15 protein-coding genes and 2 pseudogenes are annotated in these 15931 nt (G+C 59.9%); 3 read left to right on the top strand and 14 right to left on the bottom strand.

The features are described from left to right. From DPM33_RS33260 to DPM33_RS33295, 7 genes and pseudogenes are all read right to left on the bottom strand, one after another. Window positions 1–245, bottom strand: a 245-nt coding sequence (locus DPM33_RS33260; protein WP_342634391.1) for a DUF982 domain-containing protein, incomplete at its 3' end; no start/stop codon positions are given. 561 nt (window positions 246–806) lie between these two features. Further along, window positions 807–1901, bottom strand: coding sequence for an LLM class flavin-dependent oxidoreductase (locus DPM33_RS33270; RefSeq protein WP_112101601.1), 1095 nt, complete (start codon window positions 1899–1901; stop codon window positions 807–809). Between the two features lie 424 nt (window positions 1902–2325). After that, window positions 2326–2916, bottom strand: a pseudogene (locus tag DPM33_RS33275) (nitrogen fixation protein NifQ); the annotation flags it as partial. Between the two features lie 1052 nt (window positions 2917–3968). Continuing rightward, window positions 3969–4529, bottom strand: a complete 561-nt coding sequence (locus tag DPM33_RS37560; RefSeq protein ID WP_112101602.1) for a cold-shock protein — start codon at window positions 4527–4529, stop codon at window positions 3969–3971. Window positions 4530–5200: 671 nt separating this feature from the next. After that, window positions 5201–6277 carry a cytochrome-c peroxidase gene (locus tag DPM33_RS33285; RefSeq protein ID WP_245442615.1) on the bottom strand — a complete coding sequence of 359 codons (1077 nt, stop codon included), beginning with the start codon at window positions 6275–6277 and terminating at the stop codon, window positions 5201–5203. Between the two features lie 1004 nt (window positions 6278–7281). After that, the gene (locus DPM33_RS36000) at window positions 7282–7542 is read right to left on the bottom strand and encodes a response regulator transcription factor (RefSeq protein WP_146770370.1); all 261 of its coding nucleotides are present in this window, start codon (window positions 7540–7542) and stop codon (window positions 7282–7284) included. Between the two features lie 450 nt (window positions 7543–7992). Continuing rightward, window positions 7993–8205, bottom strand: a complete 213-nt coding sequence (locus DPM33_RS33295) for a helix-turn-helix transcriptional regulator (RefSeq protein WP_112101603.1) — start codon at window positions 8203–8205, stop codon at window positions 7993–7995. 122 nt (window positions 8206–8327) lie between these two features. Between DPM33_RS33295 and DPM33_RS33300 the strand changes: the two genes are divergently transcribed. Further along, window positions 8328–8594: a DNA -binding domain-containing protein gene (locus DPM33_RS33300; protein ID WP_112101604.1), complete on the top strand. Its 267-nt coding sequence runs from the start codon at window positions 8328–8330 to the stop codon at window positions 8592–8594. 21 nt (window positions 8595–8615) lie between these two features. On the opposite strand, the gene DPM33_RS33305 is transcribed toward DPM33_RS33300, so the two are convergent. The 4 genes from DPM33_RS33305 to DPM33_RS33315 all read right to left on the bottom strand — a co-directional run bounded on the left by DPM33_RS33305 (window position 8616) and on the right by DPM33_RS33315 (window position 10901). Further along, window positions 8616–9128, bottom strand: coding sequence for a DNA -binding domain-containing protein (locus DPM33_RS33305; RefSeq protein WP_245442624.1), 513 nt, complete (start codon window positions 9126–9128; stop codon window positions 8616–8618). 40 nt (window positions 9129–9168) lie between these two features. Further along, a complete protein-coding gene (locus tag DPM33_RS37240; RefSeq protein WP_245442626.1) occupies window positions 9169–9420 on the bottom strand; it encodes a transcriptional regulator domain-containing protein in 252 nt (83 codons plus the stop codon). Then, entirely contained in the window at window positions 9417–10088 is a 672-nt protein-coding gene (locus DPM33_RS33310) for an acyl-homoserine-lactone synthase (RefSeq protein WP_112101606.1), read from the bottom strand. The genes DPM33_RS37240 and DPM33_RS33310 overlap by 4 nt, the downstream gene beginning before the upstream one ends. An 87-nt stretch (window positions 10089–10175) precedes the next feature. Then, window positions 10176–10901, bottom strand: a complete 726-nt coding sequence (locus DPM33_RS33315; RefSeq protein WP_112101607.1) for an autoinducer binding domain-containing protein — start codon at window positions 10899–10901, stop codon at window positions 10176–10178. Between the two features lie 76 nt (window positions 10902–10977). On the opposite strand from DPM33_RS33315, the gene DPM33_RS36005 reads away from it, so the two are divergent. Continuing rightward, window positions 10978–11349, top strand: a complete 372-nt coding sequence (locus DPM33_RS36005) for a hypothetical protein (RefSeq protein WP_146770371.1) — start codon at window positions 10978–10980, stop codon at window positions 11347–11349. 256 nt (window positions 11350–11605) lie between these two features. Here the strand turns inward: DPM33_RS36005 and DPM33_RS33325 are convergent, their stop codons facing one another. Next, window positions 11606–11818, bottom strand: coding sequence for a helix-turn-helix domain-containing protein (locus DPM33_RS33325; protein ID WP_112101609.1), 213 nt, complete (start codon window positions 11816–11818; stop codon window positions 11606–11608). Here DPM33_RS33325 and DPM33_RS37830 point away from each other — a divergent pair. After that, complete coding sequence (locus DPM33_RS37830) at window positions 11771–12199, top strand: DNA -binding domain-containing protein (protein WP_425373609.1); 429 nt, start codon at window positions 11771–11773, stop codon at window positions 12197–12199. The genes DPM33_RS33325 and DPM33_RS37830 overlap by 48 nt on opposite strands. Before the next feature lie 338 nt (window positions 12200–12537). Here the strand turns inward: DPM33_RS37830 and ubiM are convergent, their stop codons facing one another. Together ubiM and DPM33_RS37835 are read right to left on the bottom strand one after the other, a co-directional pair. Then, window positions 12538–13719 (bottom strand): 5-demethoxyubiquinol-8 5-hydroxylase UbiM, encoded by a 1182-nt coding sequence (gene ubiM, locus DPM33_RS33335; protein ID WP_112101611.1) that lies wholly within the window; start codon window positions 13717–13719, stop codon window positions 12538–12540. 471 nt (window positions 13720–14190) lie between these two features. Then, a pseudogene (locus DPM33_RS37835) lies at window positions 14191–14271 on the bottom strand (IS5/IS1182 family transposase); the annotation flags it as partial. Window positions 14272–15931: the final 1660 nt, after the last annotated feature.

Raw genomic sequence — 15931 nt, forward strand, 5'->3', positions numbered from 1 at the left:
CTGCGCAGGATCTTTGCCTCGAGCGCCGCGGCGACGAAGGCCCGTCGAGCGGCAGGCGGATGCGTCTCACCGCGCAACACCTGCAGGCAAGCATCCATGGCCTGTCTGCGTTTTTCGGTTTGACTCTGGAGGTCTCGGACCAGGATCATCGCCGCATCGTTGACATCGAAGACACTCCGCTCGGGACTGTGATGGCCAATCCGAACGACCACTGGCCTCTCAAATCTGGTCAAGCCGGCCATCATTCCCTCCCCTAAGGCGACGACAAGCAGCAAGGATTGCGTTTGCGCTTCTGCTCAAGCGGGCAACTCAGCTAAGTGGCAGAGTCGAAGAGCGCTGGCCAGCCCCGATACCTGTGCCTGGGTCAGGCTCCGTGCGAACGGACCAACCTTTGCACCTTTCCACGGCAGGGAGGTTTGCAAGTCGATAAGCCGCTGCGGAGCGCACTTGAGGGGTTCAAGCCGTCCCACGCGTCCCGGCACGCGCGATGGGCGGTCTGATAGATCATGTCCCTGCCATCTCCTGGCCACGCCCCGGCGAAATCGATAGTATCCGCAAGCTTCGCGATCTCTTGCAAGAGGTAGGTAGAGCGCGCCTAACGAATTTGGGACTGCTGACAATCTCAGCGTCATACGTGCTTCTTGGCCGAACGGATTATCCTGAAGACGCTGCCAGATCCGCAGCTTTGCGACGTGGCCGAATGTCTTGTCAGGAAGGTGACGGTTCAAGACGAGATAAGTGCGGCGCCGATCTTGAAGCACACCTAACACCCGACCCCGGCACGACGATGCAAGTGTTGCATTGGTTTAGCCACCGGCTCGATCGGGAATTCGGGCCTTGCGAGCTTCGCCGCTCTCATGGCCGAGGGCCTTGTTGACCGCGGGGATGATCTTGTCGCCCCAGAGCTCGATTTGGCGCAGCATCGTCTTCTCGTCGAAATCCCCCAGCTGGGTCTGAATTGCGATCTGGTCCGGTTTCAGGATCTCGATCTCTTCCAGCAGCCGATCGACGACGCGGTTGATGCCGCCGACTGGTAGGTTTTCGCGCATGGTTTCGAAGGACAGGTCCTGCTGGGTCGGCATTTCCCGCAGCAGATAGCCATCGTCGCTTTGCTGGCGCCGCCGATGCAATGCTTCCGATAAGCGACGCTGGAATCGGGCATTGTCGAGATAGCAGTTGATTTCCGTCTCATCCTCGCTGGCAAAGCAGCAGCGCAGCAGCGATATCTTGGCCGCCGCGGGGTTCTTACTCTCGCAAGCAGCGGCTTTCTCGATCTCCTCGCGCAGCATGGTCATGATCTCCAAGCCGTTGTGAAGTGCCGTGACGAGAAGATTGTGGCCGTCACGATAAGCTCGGCGCATGCTGTGCGCGGAGCCTGTGGCGATCCAAATCGGGGGCTGCGGCTTCTGGAAGCTGCGCATCGAGATCGCCGTCGGCGGCACCTTCAAATATCTCCCCTCATGTTCGAAGATCTTGCGATGGAGGCCTTTTAGAAGGATGTCCAGGTATTCCGAAAAGACGGCTGGGGCCTCATTTATATCGACGCCGAAGCGCTCGAACTCGAACTGCTGGTAGCCCGAGCCGACGCCGAGTTCCAGGCGGCCGTTTGAAACGATATCGGCGAATCCGATCTCGGACAGCAGTCGCTGCGGCTGATAGAGCGGCAGCACGCACACGGCGGTGCCCAGGCGAATGGTGCGCGTAACCCCGGCGCAGTGCGCCACCATCATCAAGGGCGAAGGAATGAGGCTATAATTATTGAAGTGGTGCTCGGCAAACCACGCAGTGGTAAAGCCGGCCTGCTCCGATACGATCGCCTGTTTAACGGAGTTGCGGATGACACTGTCGCACGACTGATGGTAGCCGCGCTGGCCAGCGAGGATAAAAGTGGCGAATTCCAATACTGCCTCCTTTGCAGAAAATTTTGCACACCACGCATGACTTTCCGGCCTGCCCGGGATTGCATTTGAGGCTGCGTCGCCTTCGCCTTGGAGCAACACTGTCGAGCAACTTGGCGCGAGAGTGGCTACTATCCGACCGACTTGCCAGGCCTGAGGCGTTGAGGCGATCTTGGCCCGGCAGTGGATACTTGCGTCATCGAAAACGGAAGCCCGCAGGGCAGGATGCTCATGGTCTGGTCCGCCAGCACCGAATGGCTCCGAGCGCGCGATCGGCACCCTCGCAGATGATAGACGCGAACTTGACGCCGCCGGATTGCAGGCCGCGCCAGAAGGCCAGCTTCCCGCGCGACTTTGGCAACCCCTGACCCGTCCTGGCAAAGCGGTACTTTACCCCCAGGAGTCCAGCCCTGGTCCGCGCAAAGTGGCTTTCGCCTTGTTCCGGTCCAAAGCAGCTATCGAAGTCGTTGCAGTCGCGACAATTTGGTGCAGCGCACATCGAATACCCTTCTGCACCACAGACCTTCCGATAGAGATACTTCTTCCATCGCATGTTTTGGGAATTCCCAGCCGCCAGTGTCGGGAAATGGCTGGCAAGGAGACGGCTGAGCTCGGCACGATCAAGAAGTCCAAGGTCCTGCCACAGATGGGCAGGGCGCATCGCACGGCGTGCAATGATTTTGGCGAAGGAGATGCTCATTGGGTCGCCTGGCCGTGCATGTGCCAGCAGCAAGCCGAGCAGCAGTTGTTCCTCCATGCAGGGATCCGGATCGGTGGCTTTCATCAACGCAAATGCAGCGATGTCAACCGCAGGGAAACTGCGAGCGAGGATCTCTGCCAGCTCGGATACCGAAAGCCCCGTTGCGTCGGTTGCCGTGATCTCGCCGGTGTCGATTTCGTCGAGTGCTCGCGACAGGACACAAGAAAGCACATGCTGGTCGAAGCTGGTCGCCCGCCTGGCCCGCTTGATCCCGAAATTTCGGACGGGGAAAAACGGCACTGGGGCCGTGCTGGCCATGCCCTTACGCGGCAGAACGCCGGTCTGGGACTGACCAGAGCTTTCGCTTCCCTTGGCTCGTGTCATACTGTCGCCTTCAGTGCCGTTGCGAGCGGACAGAACCTGTCCGCGCGGGCCACCCTCTCGCATGAAAGCAACAAGAACCGTGCCATTCCAAGCCAAGGGTGCCGTTCCCGAAGTTTCTCCTGTCCAGCTCGACTGGCCGATGTCGTCTAAGGCCCGGTTTGTCGGCAACCCGACAAAATTCGACAGCAGAAATGTCGGATGGCCAGCCGGCCACGAGCGATCGACAGCATTTGATCGGAGCGATCTTCGAGCTGCTGCTGCGCCCAAGCCCGCGGCGGCGCGAAGGACGACACTCGCCTCAACAATCCCGCCGATCTCCCCAGAGCTGTTCGACGCAGAACGGCCCTGCCTGCCCTCGTTGATCAAGACATTGATCTGGACACGGCGGAGATTTTTTTCGGGGGCTTCCGCGCGAGGGGGCATATCTTGCCGACCGCCCCTGCTTTGCCGGTTCGGGTCGACGCAACATGGATTCCCGGATCGAGTTCCAAGAGTCGCCTTGCCGGAGATTTTGAGGGGAACTGACAACCAGCTTGCCGGAACGCCTCATAGGCTGCGGGAGCCCGACCTGGAGGACATTTATGCCGGGCGATGAAGGTGGTTACGTCGCTGCGGGAAGACTGCTGGACGGGATTTCGTCGCGGTGGTGAATGAGATCACGCTCCGTTTTGCTTGATGGTCGGGGCAATCAAGCCCGACGGGCACCAAACCCGTGCTCAGACGATTCTTCCTTTCGACATCGACCCGCACAAGAATGTCTTAATGAAGGACCCAATGGACATGCTGCCAAGCCTACCCCCGGACCATCGACCCTGTCTTGGCAAGAGGGCGGGTCAATCCTTGTTGACAGCTGAGCCAAACAGCGTGCCGGGGCCGCCGATCAATTTGGGAAATGAAGGCCACATGCGAGCAAGACTTTGCCCGACTGAGGTGTGAGGACGACCGGCATGGGCTTACGGACGCTTGAACAAGAAGCCCGGCCCTCGTCAACCGATTATGCGGATGGTTTGGACCTCCGGGCATTTCTTGCCGGGTCTGCATTCGATGAGCACCCTTTGTCCCTCAAACAGTCCGCTTAGCTCTGAGCGCGCTAGCGTGGAGGCATGAACAAAGACATCTCTCCCGCCCCTTGCAGGAGTAATGAAGCCATAGCCCTTCCTGGGGTTATACCATTTCACCGTTCCTGTGCTTTCCCGAGCGTTTGTCGATGTGCTCGAAGTTGACTCCACAATCTCCAGCACTCGAGCCACCTGACGGCCCTTTTGCGTCTCTTCCAAGGTGACCGTGAGACGCGTTCCGTCGGAAACACCGTTGCTTGCAATCTCCTCCAGTACCCGCATATGCAAAAAGGCGTCCGTTCCGTCTGGAATTTTGACGAAGCCGTATCCCTTTCTCTCGTTGAACCACTTTACCTCGACGTCGACAGGCTTTGCGATGGCAGATGATGGCTGCTGGAAGGAGCTTGGCACGAAAGGCTCGTCAGGAGAACCTGACGCGTCGTCGTCTCGATTCCGACCCGGTTTGCGGTGCTTATTGTATCTGCTCATATCGTCTCAGCTGCATTGGAAGGCCGGTATTTCGACGAAAAAAAGGAATAAGGCGGCGGCGCATTGCTTATCAACATCAGCATCACAATGGACTCTGCGTCACCGAGGAACGTTCCTGCGTAGCCCGAAAGCTGGATGTAACCGCGTCCCGCTGCACGCTGGACAAGCCCGAACCCGTTCCTGCAGCCAAGGAAGCCTGCACCGGCGGCAGGTATGCAAGTCTCCAATCGCAAGTGTCCAAGTCGATGACTTCCTTGTCTAATAAGGAGGCTGACAACGGTTCATCGGCCAGCCTGCGGTCAATTCTAGGCTGCGCAGCGGCCCGTTATCTGTTGCGCATTTCGCCAATGATCTTTGGATATCGGTGCTTCCGATGGCGTGAACACGATCGTTCGCGAAATCACAGCCAGCGGTAGTCACCCGTCGACTGCTGCCTAAGGATCGACGAGATCGGCGGTGTTCGACAAAGCCCCGCTCGCAGTATCGATGTTTATTCGCACCCGGTCCGATGCTGGCCGGCCAGGGTCCATGCGACCTCGCCGGGGTTCGTAGCCCAAAGTCACAACATCGGCCAAGCCGGTTTGCCGCAATGGCCGTCTGCTCGTCGCCATCAGTCGCCATACCTACTGCAGTACGAGTTACGCCACCGCTTGCCTTGTTGGATCGCGTAATCACTCGGCCGGTCTCGGTGTCGCGGTAACGCTTGGGGGCAAATTTGGATATGTGATCTGCGGCTGGTCTCCAGTGAGGGCTTGCAGGAAGGCAGTGATTTTTGCGACCGACTCGTCAGGGAGTTGAATGCCGAGTTGCGCCCTTCCCATCACCGCCACCGCTTGCTCCAGGTCCCACACGCGGCCGCTGTGAAAATAGGGAGCCGTGAGTGCGATGTTCCTCAAGGTGGGAACTTTGAAGACATATTCGTCGTTCGGATTCTTGGTAACCTTGGCCCGGCCCTTATCCGCTGGCGGCAGCAATTGCTGACCGGGACTCTCAGCCAAACCAAACCGAGCATACATGCCACCGCCGACGTTTCTGCCGTTGTGGCAGGACGAGCATCCCTCGTCGATGAAAAGCGCTAGGCCCTCCTTCTGTTGTGCGGTGAGCGCGTTTTCGTCACCTTCCAGATAACGATCGAACGGTGCGTTGGGCGTGGTTAGCGTCGCCTCGAAGGCAGCAAGCGCTCGCTTGATGTTGTCGTAGGTGACGGCATCGTTATCCATCGGGAAGGCTTTGCCAAACGCATCGACATAGCCTGGGATGCCTTTTAGCTGGGCCACTGCTTGATCGGCAGTGCTGCCCATCTCCACCGGGCCAGCGATGGGACCGCCGGCTTGTTCCTCCAAGTCAGCTGCACGTCCATCCCAGAACTGAGCGGCATTGAATGCCGAGTTGAGCACTGTTGGTGCGTTCCGACCGCCGTGCTGCCAATCGTGGCCAAGCGAGGTGGAGCGGCCATCGGCACCGCCGCGTCCGATCTGATGGCAGGTGTTGCAGCTGATATTGTGTGCCTTGGAAAGCCGGGTCTCGAAAAAGAGCATCTTGCCCAGTTCGAGCTTTTCTGGGGTAGCCGGATTGTGCTCCAGGTCTGTGGGATCCTTTGGTACGATATCGAATTGCGATTTCGCCTCGTCGAGGAGATCGGCCTGACCCATGGTCGTGGACAGGAGCAGACAGCATCCTACTGCGACATACGGAAAGATTCGTGTCATCATGGCGACGAGATCCGGTCTGACGGAACGCATAAACATAGGCTGCTCCCCTCTCCGCCGATCAAACCTCTGCATCGTGCGCGTGCGAGGTTTGCCCCAGTCGCCATGGCCACACGGTCTGCAGACTGCCGGTTGCCCGAAGACGGTTTTTCGACGTTTGGAATTGAGACGAATCGCGAGGCCGGTCTTGCGCTTGCGAAAACGGACGGTTTGCGAGGATCCGGTGGAGAACGGCACATAAGAACAGGCTCGGGCACATCGATCTGTGGGCGCAACGGTAAGCTCATCGGTTCGGTCTTCATCTAATTTGCGGCAGCGCAGGCCGGCCCCGCGTAGGATCGGAAGTCCAGCTGAAACGAACTTCAGCAAGGAACGTGAACGAACTTCAGCAAGGAACGTGCCAAGCGGTCAGAACCCTCAGTTGATTTGGGATTCTCAGGCGAAGGGACATGTTGCTCGACCAGCTTCAGGATCGGTTTGTATGTTTTTGTAAGAAAACAGCCATTGGTGACATACAGCTATCGCGGCGAAGTCATATGCCGACCGGCGGCACCGAAAACTCCTCTGATACCCACCAAAGGATGGCCAGATAGCGCTATTCGAACAGCTTGCCGTCGTGGCACCTGCCTTTGCGTCTAACGTGATCAGCCTGTAAGTAGTCAGCGAGAGGCCTGCTCGATCAGCAGCGCAACCGCCCCCCGCTCGGAACGGCAAAATCTAGTCGGCGGACAGTTCAGTCTTCCTGCTCCTCGGGCGCTTAACCAGCTGAGCGTACGGTTCGGATGAAGCAATGGGGCGCCAGAGCCTTCCTGAGCCGACTGATGTGAAAATCGACGGTCGGCGAACCGATATGGATGTTGTTGGGTCAAGCCGCCTGAACCAATTCGTCGCGACAACAGACTTTCCCAAGAATTTCGATCAGGTGGCACAACAGGTTGTACTCGATCGGGCTCAATGGAGCTGCTCGCCGTTGTAGCTGACGCGGTGGCTGGCAAGCCGGATCTCGACCGGGCCGTCAAGTCAGCGACTCCCGACCATTCCAGTCATTGAGAGCGGGACGCGCAAATCGCCAGTTCCCTGCGCAGATAGGCAAGCAGCTTGGCGGGCACCAAGTGGCGCACGAAAATCTCGTCGATGCCTGTCTTGATCAGTTCCACATGCTGGAGCTCGGCGCCCGGCGCGATCAGAGCCACGATAGGAACTGCACTCACCTGCACCTCGCTCTTCAGCCGCGCACAAATCGTCGGGCCGATGGGCGCCAGCCGGCTGGCAGTCCAGGACGACTGCTGCGGTTCCCGCTCCACGGTCTGCGGAACCGCGTGTGCGACATCGATAAGCTATGCCGAGAAGCCGTGGAACATGAGAAGGTGGCTGAGGAACAGGCACAACTCGATGTCCTGTGAGCAGATCAGGACCAATGGCTTCATCTGTAGCCCTACCTCGCTTGGCGATATCGGCGCAGCTTGTGCAGCAGGTATTACAAGGCCCACAGGTTGCGTCTGGGAACCTCCAATCGCCGAGGCCGTCGGTCTCACCAGAGTGCCAGCGCCTCGGTCGACTTGAGCGCGCGACCAAGCGCTGCCGAAACCGAGTTGGAACGGAATGGGTCACGGATTCAGGCTGCCCGCGCCAGGGGGCGAAGCCGAATGGCCGAGACCGCCTGAGCGACGCGAAGACAGGCGGGCTCGGTTCACGAGCACCCGATGCGCGCCTTCAGGCGCGCAGCTGCCCAGCAATTTGCCAGCACAGACCGATTATTTGTCGGGACGAATCAAATCCATGTGGCTGACGCCAAGCGCCAATGCCAGTTCATAGATGGTGACGATCGTCGGATTGCGGCGGCCCTTCTCCAGACCGCTGATATACTGCTGGCTGAAGCCGGAAACTTCGGCGAGTTGTTCCTGAGTCAGACCTTTCTTCAGCCTGATGCTTATCACATTCCGACCAACCAACTGACGCATGTCCATGCGTGAGAAGTCAGCGGATCAGGCTGCTTGAGTTTATCAACTATAATATGTATTCCACACCAAGCGTCTCAATCCACCCGCGGACGGGTCTTGCGCGACCGCTCTTGGAGATAAAATCAGCGATGTTGCAGCCTGAATCGACTGTACCGGTAGCGGATGAAGCGCCATGGTCGGATAGCCTCACGGCTTACGACAAGGAGCACTTCACCATCTATATGCGCTTGCTGGATGCCGCCGCCGATGACGCCAGCTACGAGGAGATGGCGGATCTGATCCTCGGCATCGATCCGGAGCGCGAACCAGAACGCGCCCGCAATGCGGCCCGCAGCCATCTCGACCGGGCGAACTGGATGGTAACGACGGGCTACAGGGAGCTGTTCACCAGCTGACGCATTCAGGCGCGAGACACGTCAGGCAAGAAAGTCGAGATAGCCGCCATTCATGAGCACGCGAGCCCGTGCCACGGCACGACGGATGCGATCACGCAGATGGTCGCGAGGATCCGTCCAGTCGGCCCGGACACGCGTCTGACCAATCAGCGCTTCGGCGATGTCTCGGTACGAGGCGCCCGCAACTGAGCCGTCAAGAGCCCGCAGAACAAAGCACAGGCGACGACCGCGCGCTTCCGGCGGAAACAGCCTTTTCGGCAACCGTCCCCGTGCAACGAGACTATTGAGGCATTTGAGCGCCCAGAGGCGTTGCCGCCACTCACCGGCTGGCCAGACCGCATCGGTGCGCAGCCGAACGGAGCCAACGATACTCGGCCCCGAAACGGCGAGCTGAAGCTGCCGGCCGGCGCTGTGCAGCAGGAGATGCTGAGTACTGTCAACCAGCCTGAGCACACTCGCACGGCAGGGCACACTGGCCGGTTCGAACGCCGGCATCGCCGGCGAGGAGGACACCCGTTCGGCGACGACCGGCAATACCTGAGCGCATCGGCTCGGACACCAGAACGTGGCTGCGTCACGGTGGATCGAGGACGCGAAACAAAAGCCCCCAGCGCGACAGGTCGACGGAGGAGGCAATGACGTCGAGCGATGGCCGCTGATCGACAGACCTGGCCCGTTCCAATGCGTGGGACAGATCATGCCGGAAGACCGGATTGCGCCGCAGGAATTCCCAGGCCCAGCCGCGCCGCGTCAGCTCAAGGGTGTAGTCATAGGACCGCTCATCGCGCCAGTCCGGCCGGTAGGTTTCAGGTTCTGGCAGGCTCATAAGGTATCTCTGCGCGAAGCACGAAGTGAAGCCATCATGCGGCCTCGTGGATTGACGGGCGCCCACAGCGCCGGACCGGCCAGACCGCCATTGCGGCGAACGGCATTGAGGCGCTCGCTTGAGACCTCGAGGTAACCGGCCAGGGCTCGGGTGGGGCCGATCTCGCGCGGCTCGCCGAGCCGCTCGAGCGGCCAATCGGCCCGACGCAGGATGCGCTCCATGCGCAGGTCGGTGACGGTGACAATGCGGCTTAGACCTCGCCACAGGCCGAACTCGATCATGCCTGCGAAGAGCGCGTAGGTGCCGGCAGCGATGCCCCCTGCCCCCTTGGCGGCCGACGGCGGCAGGTCGAGCGCGAAACGACTGCTTTCCCAGATTCTTGGATCCTGCGGCGCCGGCTGTCCGTCCAGTAGGGCCGGAAAGATATCGCCAAGCATGGTCGGGCCGGTCGAGGCAAGCAGGCGGACGCAGCCGTCGACGCTGCCAATTGGGCCGCGCAGCAGCAGATAGTGGGGTTTCAGCGCGTCGAAGCGATCGATCTCGCAGCCGCCGCTGGTGTCGACGTCCCAGTCCAGCCGCTCCTTGAAGACACGGTGGCGCAGATGGTGCATTTCGTGGAGCTCGTCGGCGAAGTCGCCGTACCATTCGGGAGCAATGAGTTGCAGCATGATTATCGGCCTCCTGGCAGGATTGACCCTGCCATTGGAGAGCAGGCGTCAGGCCGAAGCAGCCTGTACAGCGGTACAGGTGCCTGATCAGCCGAGACCCGTTCTGGCGGCTGAGAATTGCGCCACGGCCTGCATGCGGGTGCGCAGCCCAAGCTTCTTTCTGGCGTTCTCCAGGTGAAAGGCGGCGGTGCGGCGCCTGATGCCAACAATCGAGGCGATGTCGGGTGCGGATTTGCCCTGCGCCGCCCATTCCAGGCATTCATCTTCGCGCGGCGTCAGCTGCACGCCGTTGACCACCCGATCGGCCGGCAGCTTGCGGCGCACGCAGATATGAAAGCAGGCCGTCATGAAGCGAAATGCCTCTTGGTAGCGCTCGGTCACCCGCAGGAGGGCCGGATTGAGCCCGTCGGCGGCAAAGCTCATGGCGGCGACGTTGCCCTGCTTGTCGAGGATCGGGACGGTCAAACCGCAGCGGATGCCGAATGCGGCCGCCTCGTCGAAGAGCTTCTGCTCGAAATGCGACAGCCCGGTTCGGCTGTGGTGCGGCCCCCATAGAAACGGGCATTGGCCGCCCTGCGCCCGCGCGATCACCGGATCGATGGCGTGATAATGGTTGCTCAGGTAATGAGCGGTCCAGCGTGGCGGATAGTTCGAAATCAGCCTTGGCTTTCCCAGCGCCCGTGGCGGCAGGCACAGATAGGCGAATTTGACGAGATCGAATGCCGCGGCAGCACGCGCCATCGCGTCGCGGAAATCCGTCTCATCGACGCTTTCCGAAAGCTGCTCCAGGAAGGTCTCGAAGACAAATTGCATGCCTAGTCGCACCCAGACCCTTCCGCCGCGCGGCATTCGCAGTCGCGGAAGCCGGCGAGCAGCTTGCCAAGGTGACATGGCCAAGTTCGCCGGCGCGGAGCGTTACGCGATCGCCAGTCCGACACCTTCCGGTTGGCATTCCAACGATGGGAGAATAGGGATTCGAGTCTCTTCAGCATCCGATTCGAACCGACAGGCGATAACACCGGATCTGCGGCACGCGCCATTCACCGTGCAGCCGCGACAGATTTTCAGCCGTTTCGCCAACCATCTGATTGCGCTTGCGCCACGCGACAGGCTTGCCTGGCCGCTGATCAAGCCGAGGCTTCGCCAAGCACTTGAGTATTGCCAGCCGGACCTTGACGAGCTTGCGCACCGGCACGTGATAATTTTGAGGAGCAGCGTCCACAACAAACACCAAGGAAGCTTTCGTTACATCATTGTTTGAAGATTGCGGGACTTGGGAGCAACTATTAAACAATCGGCCACAGACATGCTTGGCTGTCGGACACTTTCAACGATATTGGCTCTTTCGCTGTCACGCCGGAAAACGGCTGATGTGGCCACCCGGCCGACCGCATCGCCGAGCAGGCTCGAATTCCCGTGCGTCCGGTGAGCGCCGTCTGCGCGCAGGCGCCGCTGACTTCAAGGGGTGAACGCCGCCATCTAACCAGTCATGCCAACGGGGAATATGGATTGCTTGATCACCGGGGCGGCTTGATCAATTCGCAAGGATCGACATTCAGAGCTTTTGCGAGCCGACCCAGGACACTTACGCTCGCGGAGACGCGGCCACGCTCGATTGAGCCCACATAGCGCATGCTGAGCTGCGCGCGAGCCGCCAATTCCTCCTGCGTCAGGTCCTGATGATGGCGCACGCGACGCATGTTGATCGCCATCACCTCTTTGAGGTCCATGGCGATATACGGACCAGAACCGGAACTATCGTTCTAGGAACGATCGTTCCTATTCGTTATAGTGTGCCGCTCAAAACACATCTGGGATCGTGGAAGACGCACCCGGAAGCCGAACTCGCACAAAGCCACTTGGACACCGAAATGCAAGACGAAGTTCCCTGGTCGGATAGCCTCACGGCCTACGACAAAGAGCATTTTATGACCTATATGCGGTTCCTGGACGCCGCCGCCGACAGTGCCAGTTATGAGGAAATGGCGCAGATGATCCTCGGCATCGATCCCGAACGCGAACCGGAACGGGCCCGCAATGCGGCCCGCAGCCATCTTGATCGGGCGAACTGGATGGTCACGACGGGGTACAGGGAATTGTTCGCCGGCTGACCGGCGTTCCGTCAAAAATGAAGACGGCAGTCCGACACCGGCGGCGGTGCCAGTGGCGAGATATGGACCGGGGCGCTTCGCCTCATCCAGCGGACGGGGCGCTTGGGCCAGCATACGGTGATGCGGGCTGAGGCAAGATCCGACGGAGGCTCCGTTTCCTCAGCCAACACGCCCCTGCGGCCGACGAAAATGTCACTCAGGAACTTGGGGACGAAGGACCTCCAGCAGGAAATCCCTGCCCAATTGCGCGCCATGGGACAGCAACTTGCTTGCGGGAACTTCACAGCGCACCTGGCAATCCATCCGCCGCAACAGCCCACAATCCATTGGCAGCCTTTTCATCGCCCAAGCATGTTCGCAATGCCGTGCCGGACGAATGGGAGATATCCACCCAAGCGAAGCCCCACATGTCTTGCAAATCGGGCCGCCCGATGCTCGTTTGAGTAGATCCCGACCAGTATATTGGTAGCGTGATACAGAGGTGCCGCCCTCAAGCGCAGGTGGCTCTCGTATCTGCGCAACATGTCGGGGTCGGCAATGTCGTGACCATTGCGAATAGCCGTCAGTATTCCGTGGGCGAGTCGCTTTTGGCCGCCGAGGCCGATGTTGAAGCCATGGGCGGTCACGGGGTGCATGCCGACAGCAGCGTCACCGACGAGTGCGGCGCTCGGAGCCCAGAAGCTATGCGCCCAGGTCGTGACCAACGGATAGATATGGCGTTTGCTTGCAAGGGTCATTTTTCCGAGGCGCCCTCGACACCGGTCCGTCAATTCGATCAGGAATAAATCGTCGTCTAAAGCAAGAAGTCTATTGGCCTCGTTTGCGCGCAATGTGAGAAGCAATGACGACTCGCCTTCCATCAGCGGCAAGATCGCTATGGTCTGATGGTGATCGAACCATTCGATTGCGAGCTGATGGTGGGCGCGCTCGTGCCTGACCCGGCAAATGACCATCGAGCTGCCAAGCCGATTGATGTCGGCGGCGATGCCGAGCAGGTCGCGCGCTCGCGACAGACGCGAATCTGCTGCAACGAAAAGCCGAGCGGCCAACCGCGTGCCGTCGGAAAGCTTTACGACCGCCCCTTTGCGGCTGTTGGAGACACCAACGACCGAGCGGCCGCATAGGAGCTGGACTCGGTGTTGCGAGCGAATGATCTTGAACAGGGCATCGCGGATTCGACAATTTGGGACCAGAAATCCGAGTGGTTCTGCAGATCCTCTTGGAGAATCGAAACACAGAGCGAAAGGGCTCGATCCGTTGAGCACGCGCGCGCCTTGGACCGGGGACTTGTGACCAGCGGAGATGGCGTCCCAGGCGCCGAGCTCGCGAAGGATGCTGATCGAGGCGAAGGTCAGCGCGATCTCGCGACCATCGAAAGGCGGCTTCGCCAGGCTTTCGAGGGCCTGCTGCTCAACCACCGCCACTTTGAGATCGCTCTTTGCTAGCGATGCGGCGAAGGAAAGTCCGACCGGCCCGGCTCCGGCGACGATGATGTCGAAACTGTCGTCGCAGCTGGCCATCAGAGCGCTGCCATCGCGTCGGCTATCTGGGTGAGGTGCTGGTTGCGTTGAGCCGCAATCCGTGGACCAGTTGCCCTGGCTGCCAGCGTGCGCCGCATTGGCTCAAGCCGCTGGACACAAGAATGCGCATAAATCCGCAACGAAGGATGCAGCCAGTAACGCAGCCGATAGGACCGCGGGCCGAGCCAGGCCGATTGCCAGCCAGCAAGGAGGATTCTCACCTCGGCGGTTCGCTGAAGATAACGACCATACTGTCCGCTAGACATGCATTCTCCCTTGAAGGATTGGTCGACGTAACCACGCCGGTCAAAAGATAACCTTGATCTGGATCAGTCAGCCGCGGCAAAGCCGACAGCGGCGTCTGGATCGGCGGCCTGGCCATCTCCTGGGGCGTGTCCTATCGATATAGTTCTCAACGCTAAGATCGCCCTTGAACTGGCGATGCCTTCGCCGCCAATCCCTTATTGCCATGGCCGCATGTTGGCGAACGCTGACACAAGAGTCGATCATTATGATCTGGCCGTCGAAAGCCTTGGAAAATGCCGCGAGCACCCTCCAATGAAATAATAATTAGCGTAGGCTAATATCATTAAGGCGTTGGCCGAAATCACCTCGCGTCGAATCACATTTCAAATGAAACCGTTCTATGCTTGTCATCGCCTGCCTGGCCGCGATATCGCCGACCTGTGGCTCAGTTCGCTCCGTCCCACCTCGGGCAACACCCTCCTGTCCTGAGCGAATTGAGCCACACCCAGTTAGGCAAGCGGATGAAACCGAACAATCTAGGAGGCCACCCGGTCTGGAAAGCCTCAAGGCCGATGTCGTGGCATCCGTGATCGCTTACGACTTGGCCAAGCACCTCAAGGCACGAGATCGAAACACCTATCAGGTGCTCTGCGACGCATGGCTTAAGGACCCGTCTATCTTCAAGATCAACCGGAACCACCCAATTGCGGGACCGCGCCCGTCTATGCCGCCCGGTGCGCTATCTGCGACCGGTTGCCTAAAGATCGCTGTGAGGATCGTGACGCCGCTCTTTGCCCCGCCCCGCTTATGAGCGGACCGGGGTGTCAGCGAACTGTCGCGGCAAGATTTGTTAACCCGAGTCGAGATAGCGCCGAGGCAATGCTCCAGGGCCTGCCGATCGGCGACGAGAGTGTCAAGGCGCAGCGGCTGGGTCCCGGGGCCGTTCGCCTCTGCCACGCGTGCGGCCAGCGCCCGGGTGGCATCGAGCTCGAAGACGCCGCAATCATAGTGGTTGTCCTGCAGGGCCATGCGCACAGGCTGCAGGCGCGAGCGCGGCCGTGCGTTCTTGCGCCCTGCTGGACACTGCCATCCGAAGCGACAACCAACGCGAGCGGTCGCTGGCCCATGGAACGATCGTTTCCCTGTTTGACAGACGAAAGGAGCCCTGAGCCATAGACTTGGCGCCAGGCGCCGATCTGGAGGCAGTAATGCCATGGACCGCAGTTTCCAGCTCAGGCGACGGACAGGTGCAGGGGTAGGCTCATTCGGCGGTCCGCCCAACGGTGTGTCTCGGCGACTGTTGCAATGGTTAAATCTCGACGACGAATAGCCGAAGGTCGGTGGCCGACCAGATGCGAATGCCCCGGTCGGTTATCCGTATCTTCTGCAATTGGAAAACCCTCGCTCGGCGACCTCTGCGACGCTGCAGGTCTGAGACAGCCAAAACCGCTCTTCCCGCCGGCCTCAGGCTCCGCTGATTGGTATGCGCGCGTCTCGACGAATGACAGACGACGCAAGCGCAGGAGATCGCACTCCGCTCGACCAGCTGCGACGTTCATCGTTCAAGAAAACAGCTCCGGTGCGTCGCGCACGCCCTGCCCCTACTTGGACATCAGGGCCGGCGATACACTCGTGGTGGCGCAGCTCGATCGCTGGCAAGCGTTTGGCCCTGGCAATTCGGCAAGTGGCGACAATTCCTCCCCAATCGGACCTCTAAAACTTTCGGCATGAGGCGGGTCGGCGCGATCTACGTCTTTACAACTCTGCTCGAGATCGAGACCCCAATCGGCCTCACCTCGCCCATGGTTGGGAGGGGTGCTTAACCGACATTGGAATTGCTGCCGATCGGCTACGAGGTTGTCGAGACGCAGTGGCGCGTTGCCCGCCCGGTTACCAACAACTTTGCAACAAAATCACCAAAAACTCTGCAACAAATCCGCCAAATTGTCGTTCGGAGGTTCGGCAA

It is taken from the genome of Mesorhizobium hawassense, assembly GCF_003289945.1.
GTDB lineage: Bacteria > Pseudomonadota > Alphaproteobacteria > Rhizobiales > Rhizobiaceae > Mesorhizobium > Mesorhizobium hawassense.

Excerpts from the sequence above, each read along its gene's own strand:
- DPM33_RS37560 (WP_112101602.1), bottom strand. The coding sequence starts at position 4,529 with ATGAGCAGATACAATAAGCACCGCAAACCGGGTCGGAATCGAGACGAC.
- DPM33_RS33285 (WP_245442615.1), bottom strand. The coding sequence starts at position 6,277 with ATGTTTATGCGTTCCGTCAGACCGGATCTCGTCGCCATGATGACACGA.
- DPM33_RS33295 (WP_112101603.1), bottom strand. The coding sequence starts at position 8,205 with ATGGACATGCGTCAGTTGGTTGGTCGGAATGTGATAAGCATCAGGCTG.
- DPM33_RS33300 (WP_112101604.1), top strand. The coding sequence starts at position 8,328 with ATGTTGCAGCCTGAATCGACTGTACCGGTAGCGGATGAAGCGCCATGG.
- DPM33_RS37240 (WP_245442626.1), bottom strand. The coding sequence starts at position 9,420 with ATGAGCCTGCCAGAACCTGAAACCTACCGGCCGGACTGGCGCGATGAG.
- DPM33_RS33310 (WP_112101606.1), bottom strand. The coding sequence starts at position 10,088 with ATGCTGCAACTCATTGCTCCCGAATGGTACGGCGACTTCGCCGACGAG.
- DPM33_RS33315 (WP_112101607.1), bottom strand. The coding sequence starts at position 10,901 with ATGCAATTTGTCTTCGAGACCTTCCTGGAGCAGCTTTCGGAAAGCGTC.
- DPM33_RS36005 (WP_146770371.1), top strand. The coding sequence starts at position 10,978 with ATGGCCAAGTTCGCCGGCGCGGAGCGTTACGCGATCGCCAGTCCGACA.
- DPM33_RS37830 (WP_425373609.1), top strand. The coding sequence starts at position 11,771 with ATGGCGCACGCGACGCATGTTGATCGCCATCACCTCTTTGAGGTCCAT.
- DPM33_RS33325 (WP_112101609.1), bottom strand. The coding sequence starts at position 11,818 with ATGGACCTCAAAGAGGTGATGGCGATCAACATGCGTCGCGTGCGCCAT.
- ubiM (WP_112101611.1), bottom strand. The coding sequence starts at position 13,719 with ATGGCCAGCTGCGACGACAGTTTCGACATCATCGTCGCCGGAGCCGGG.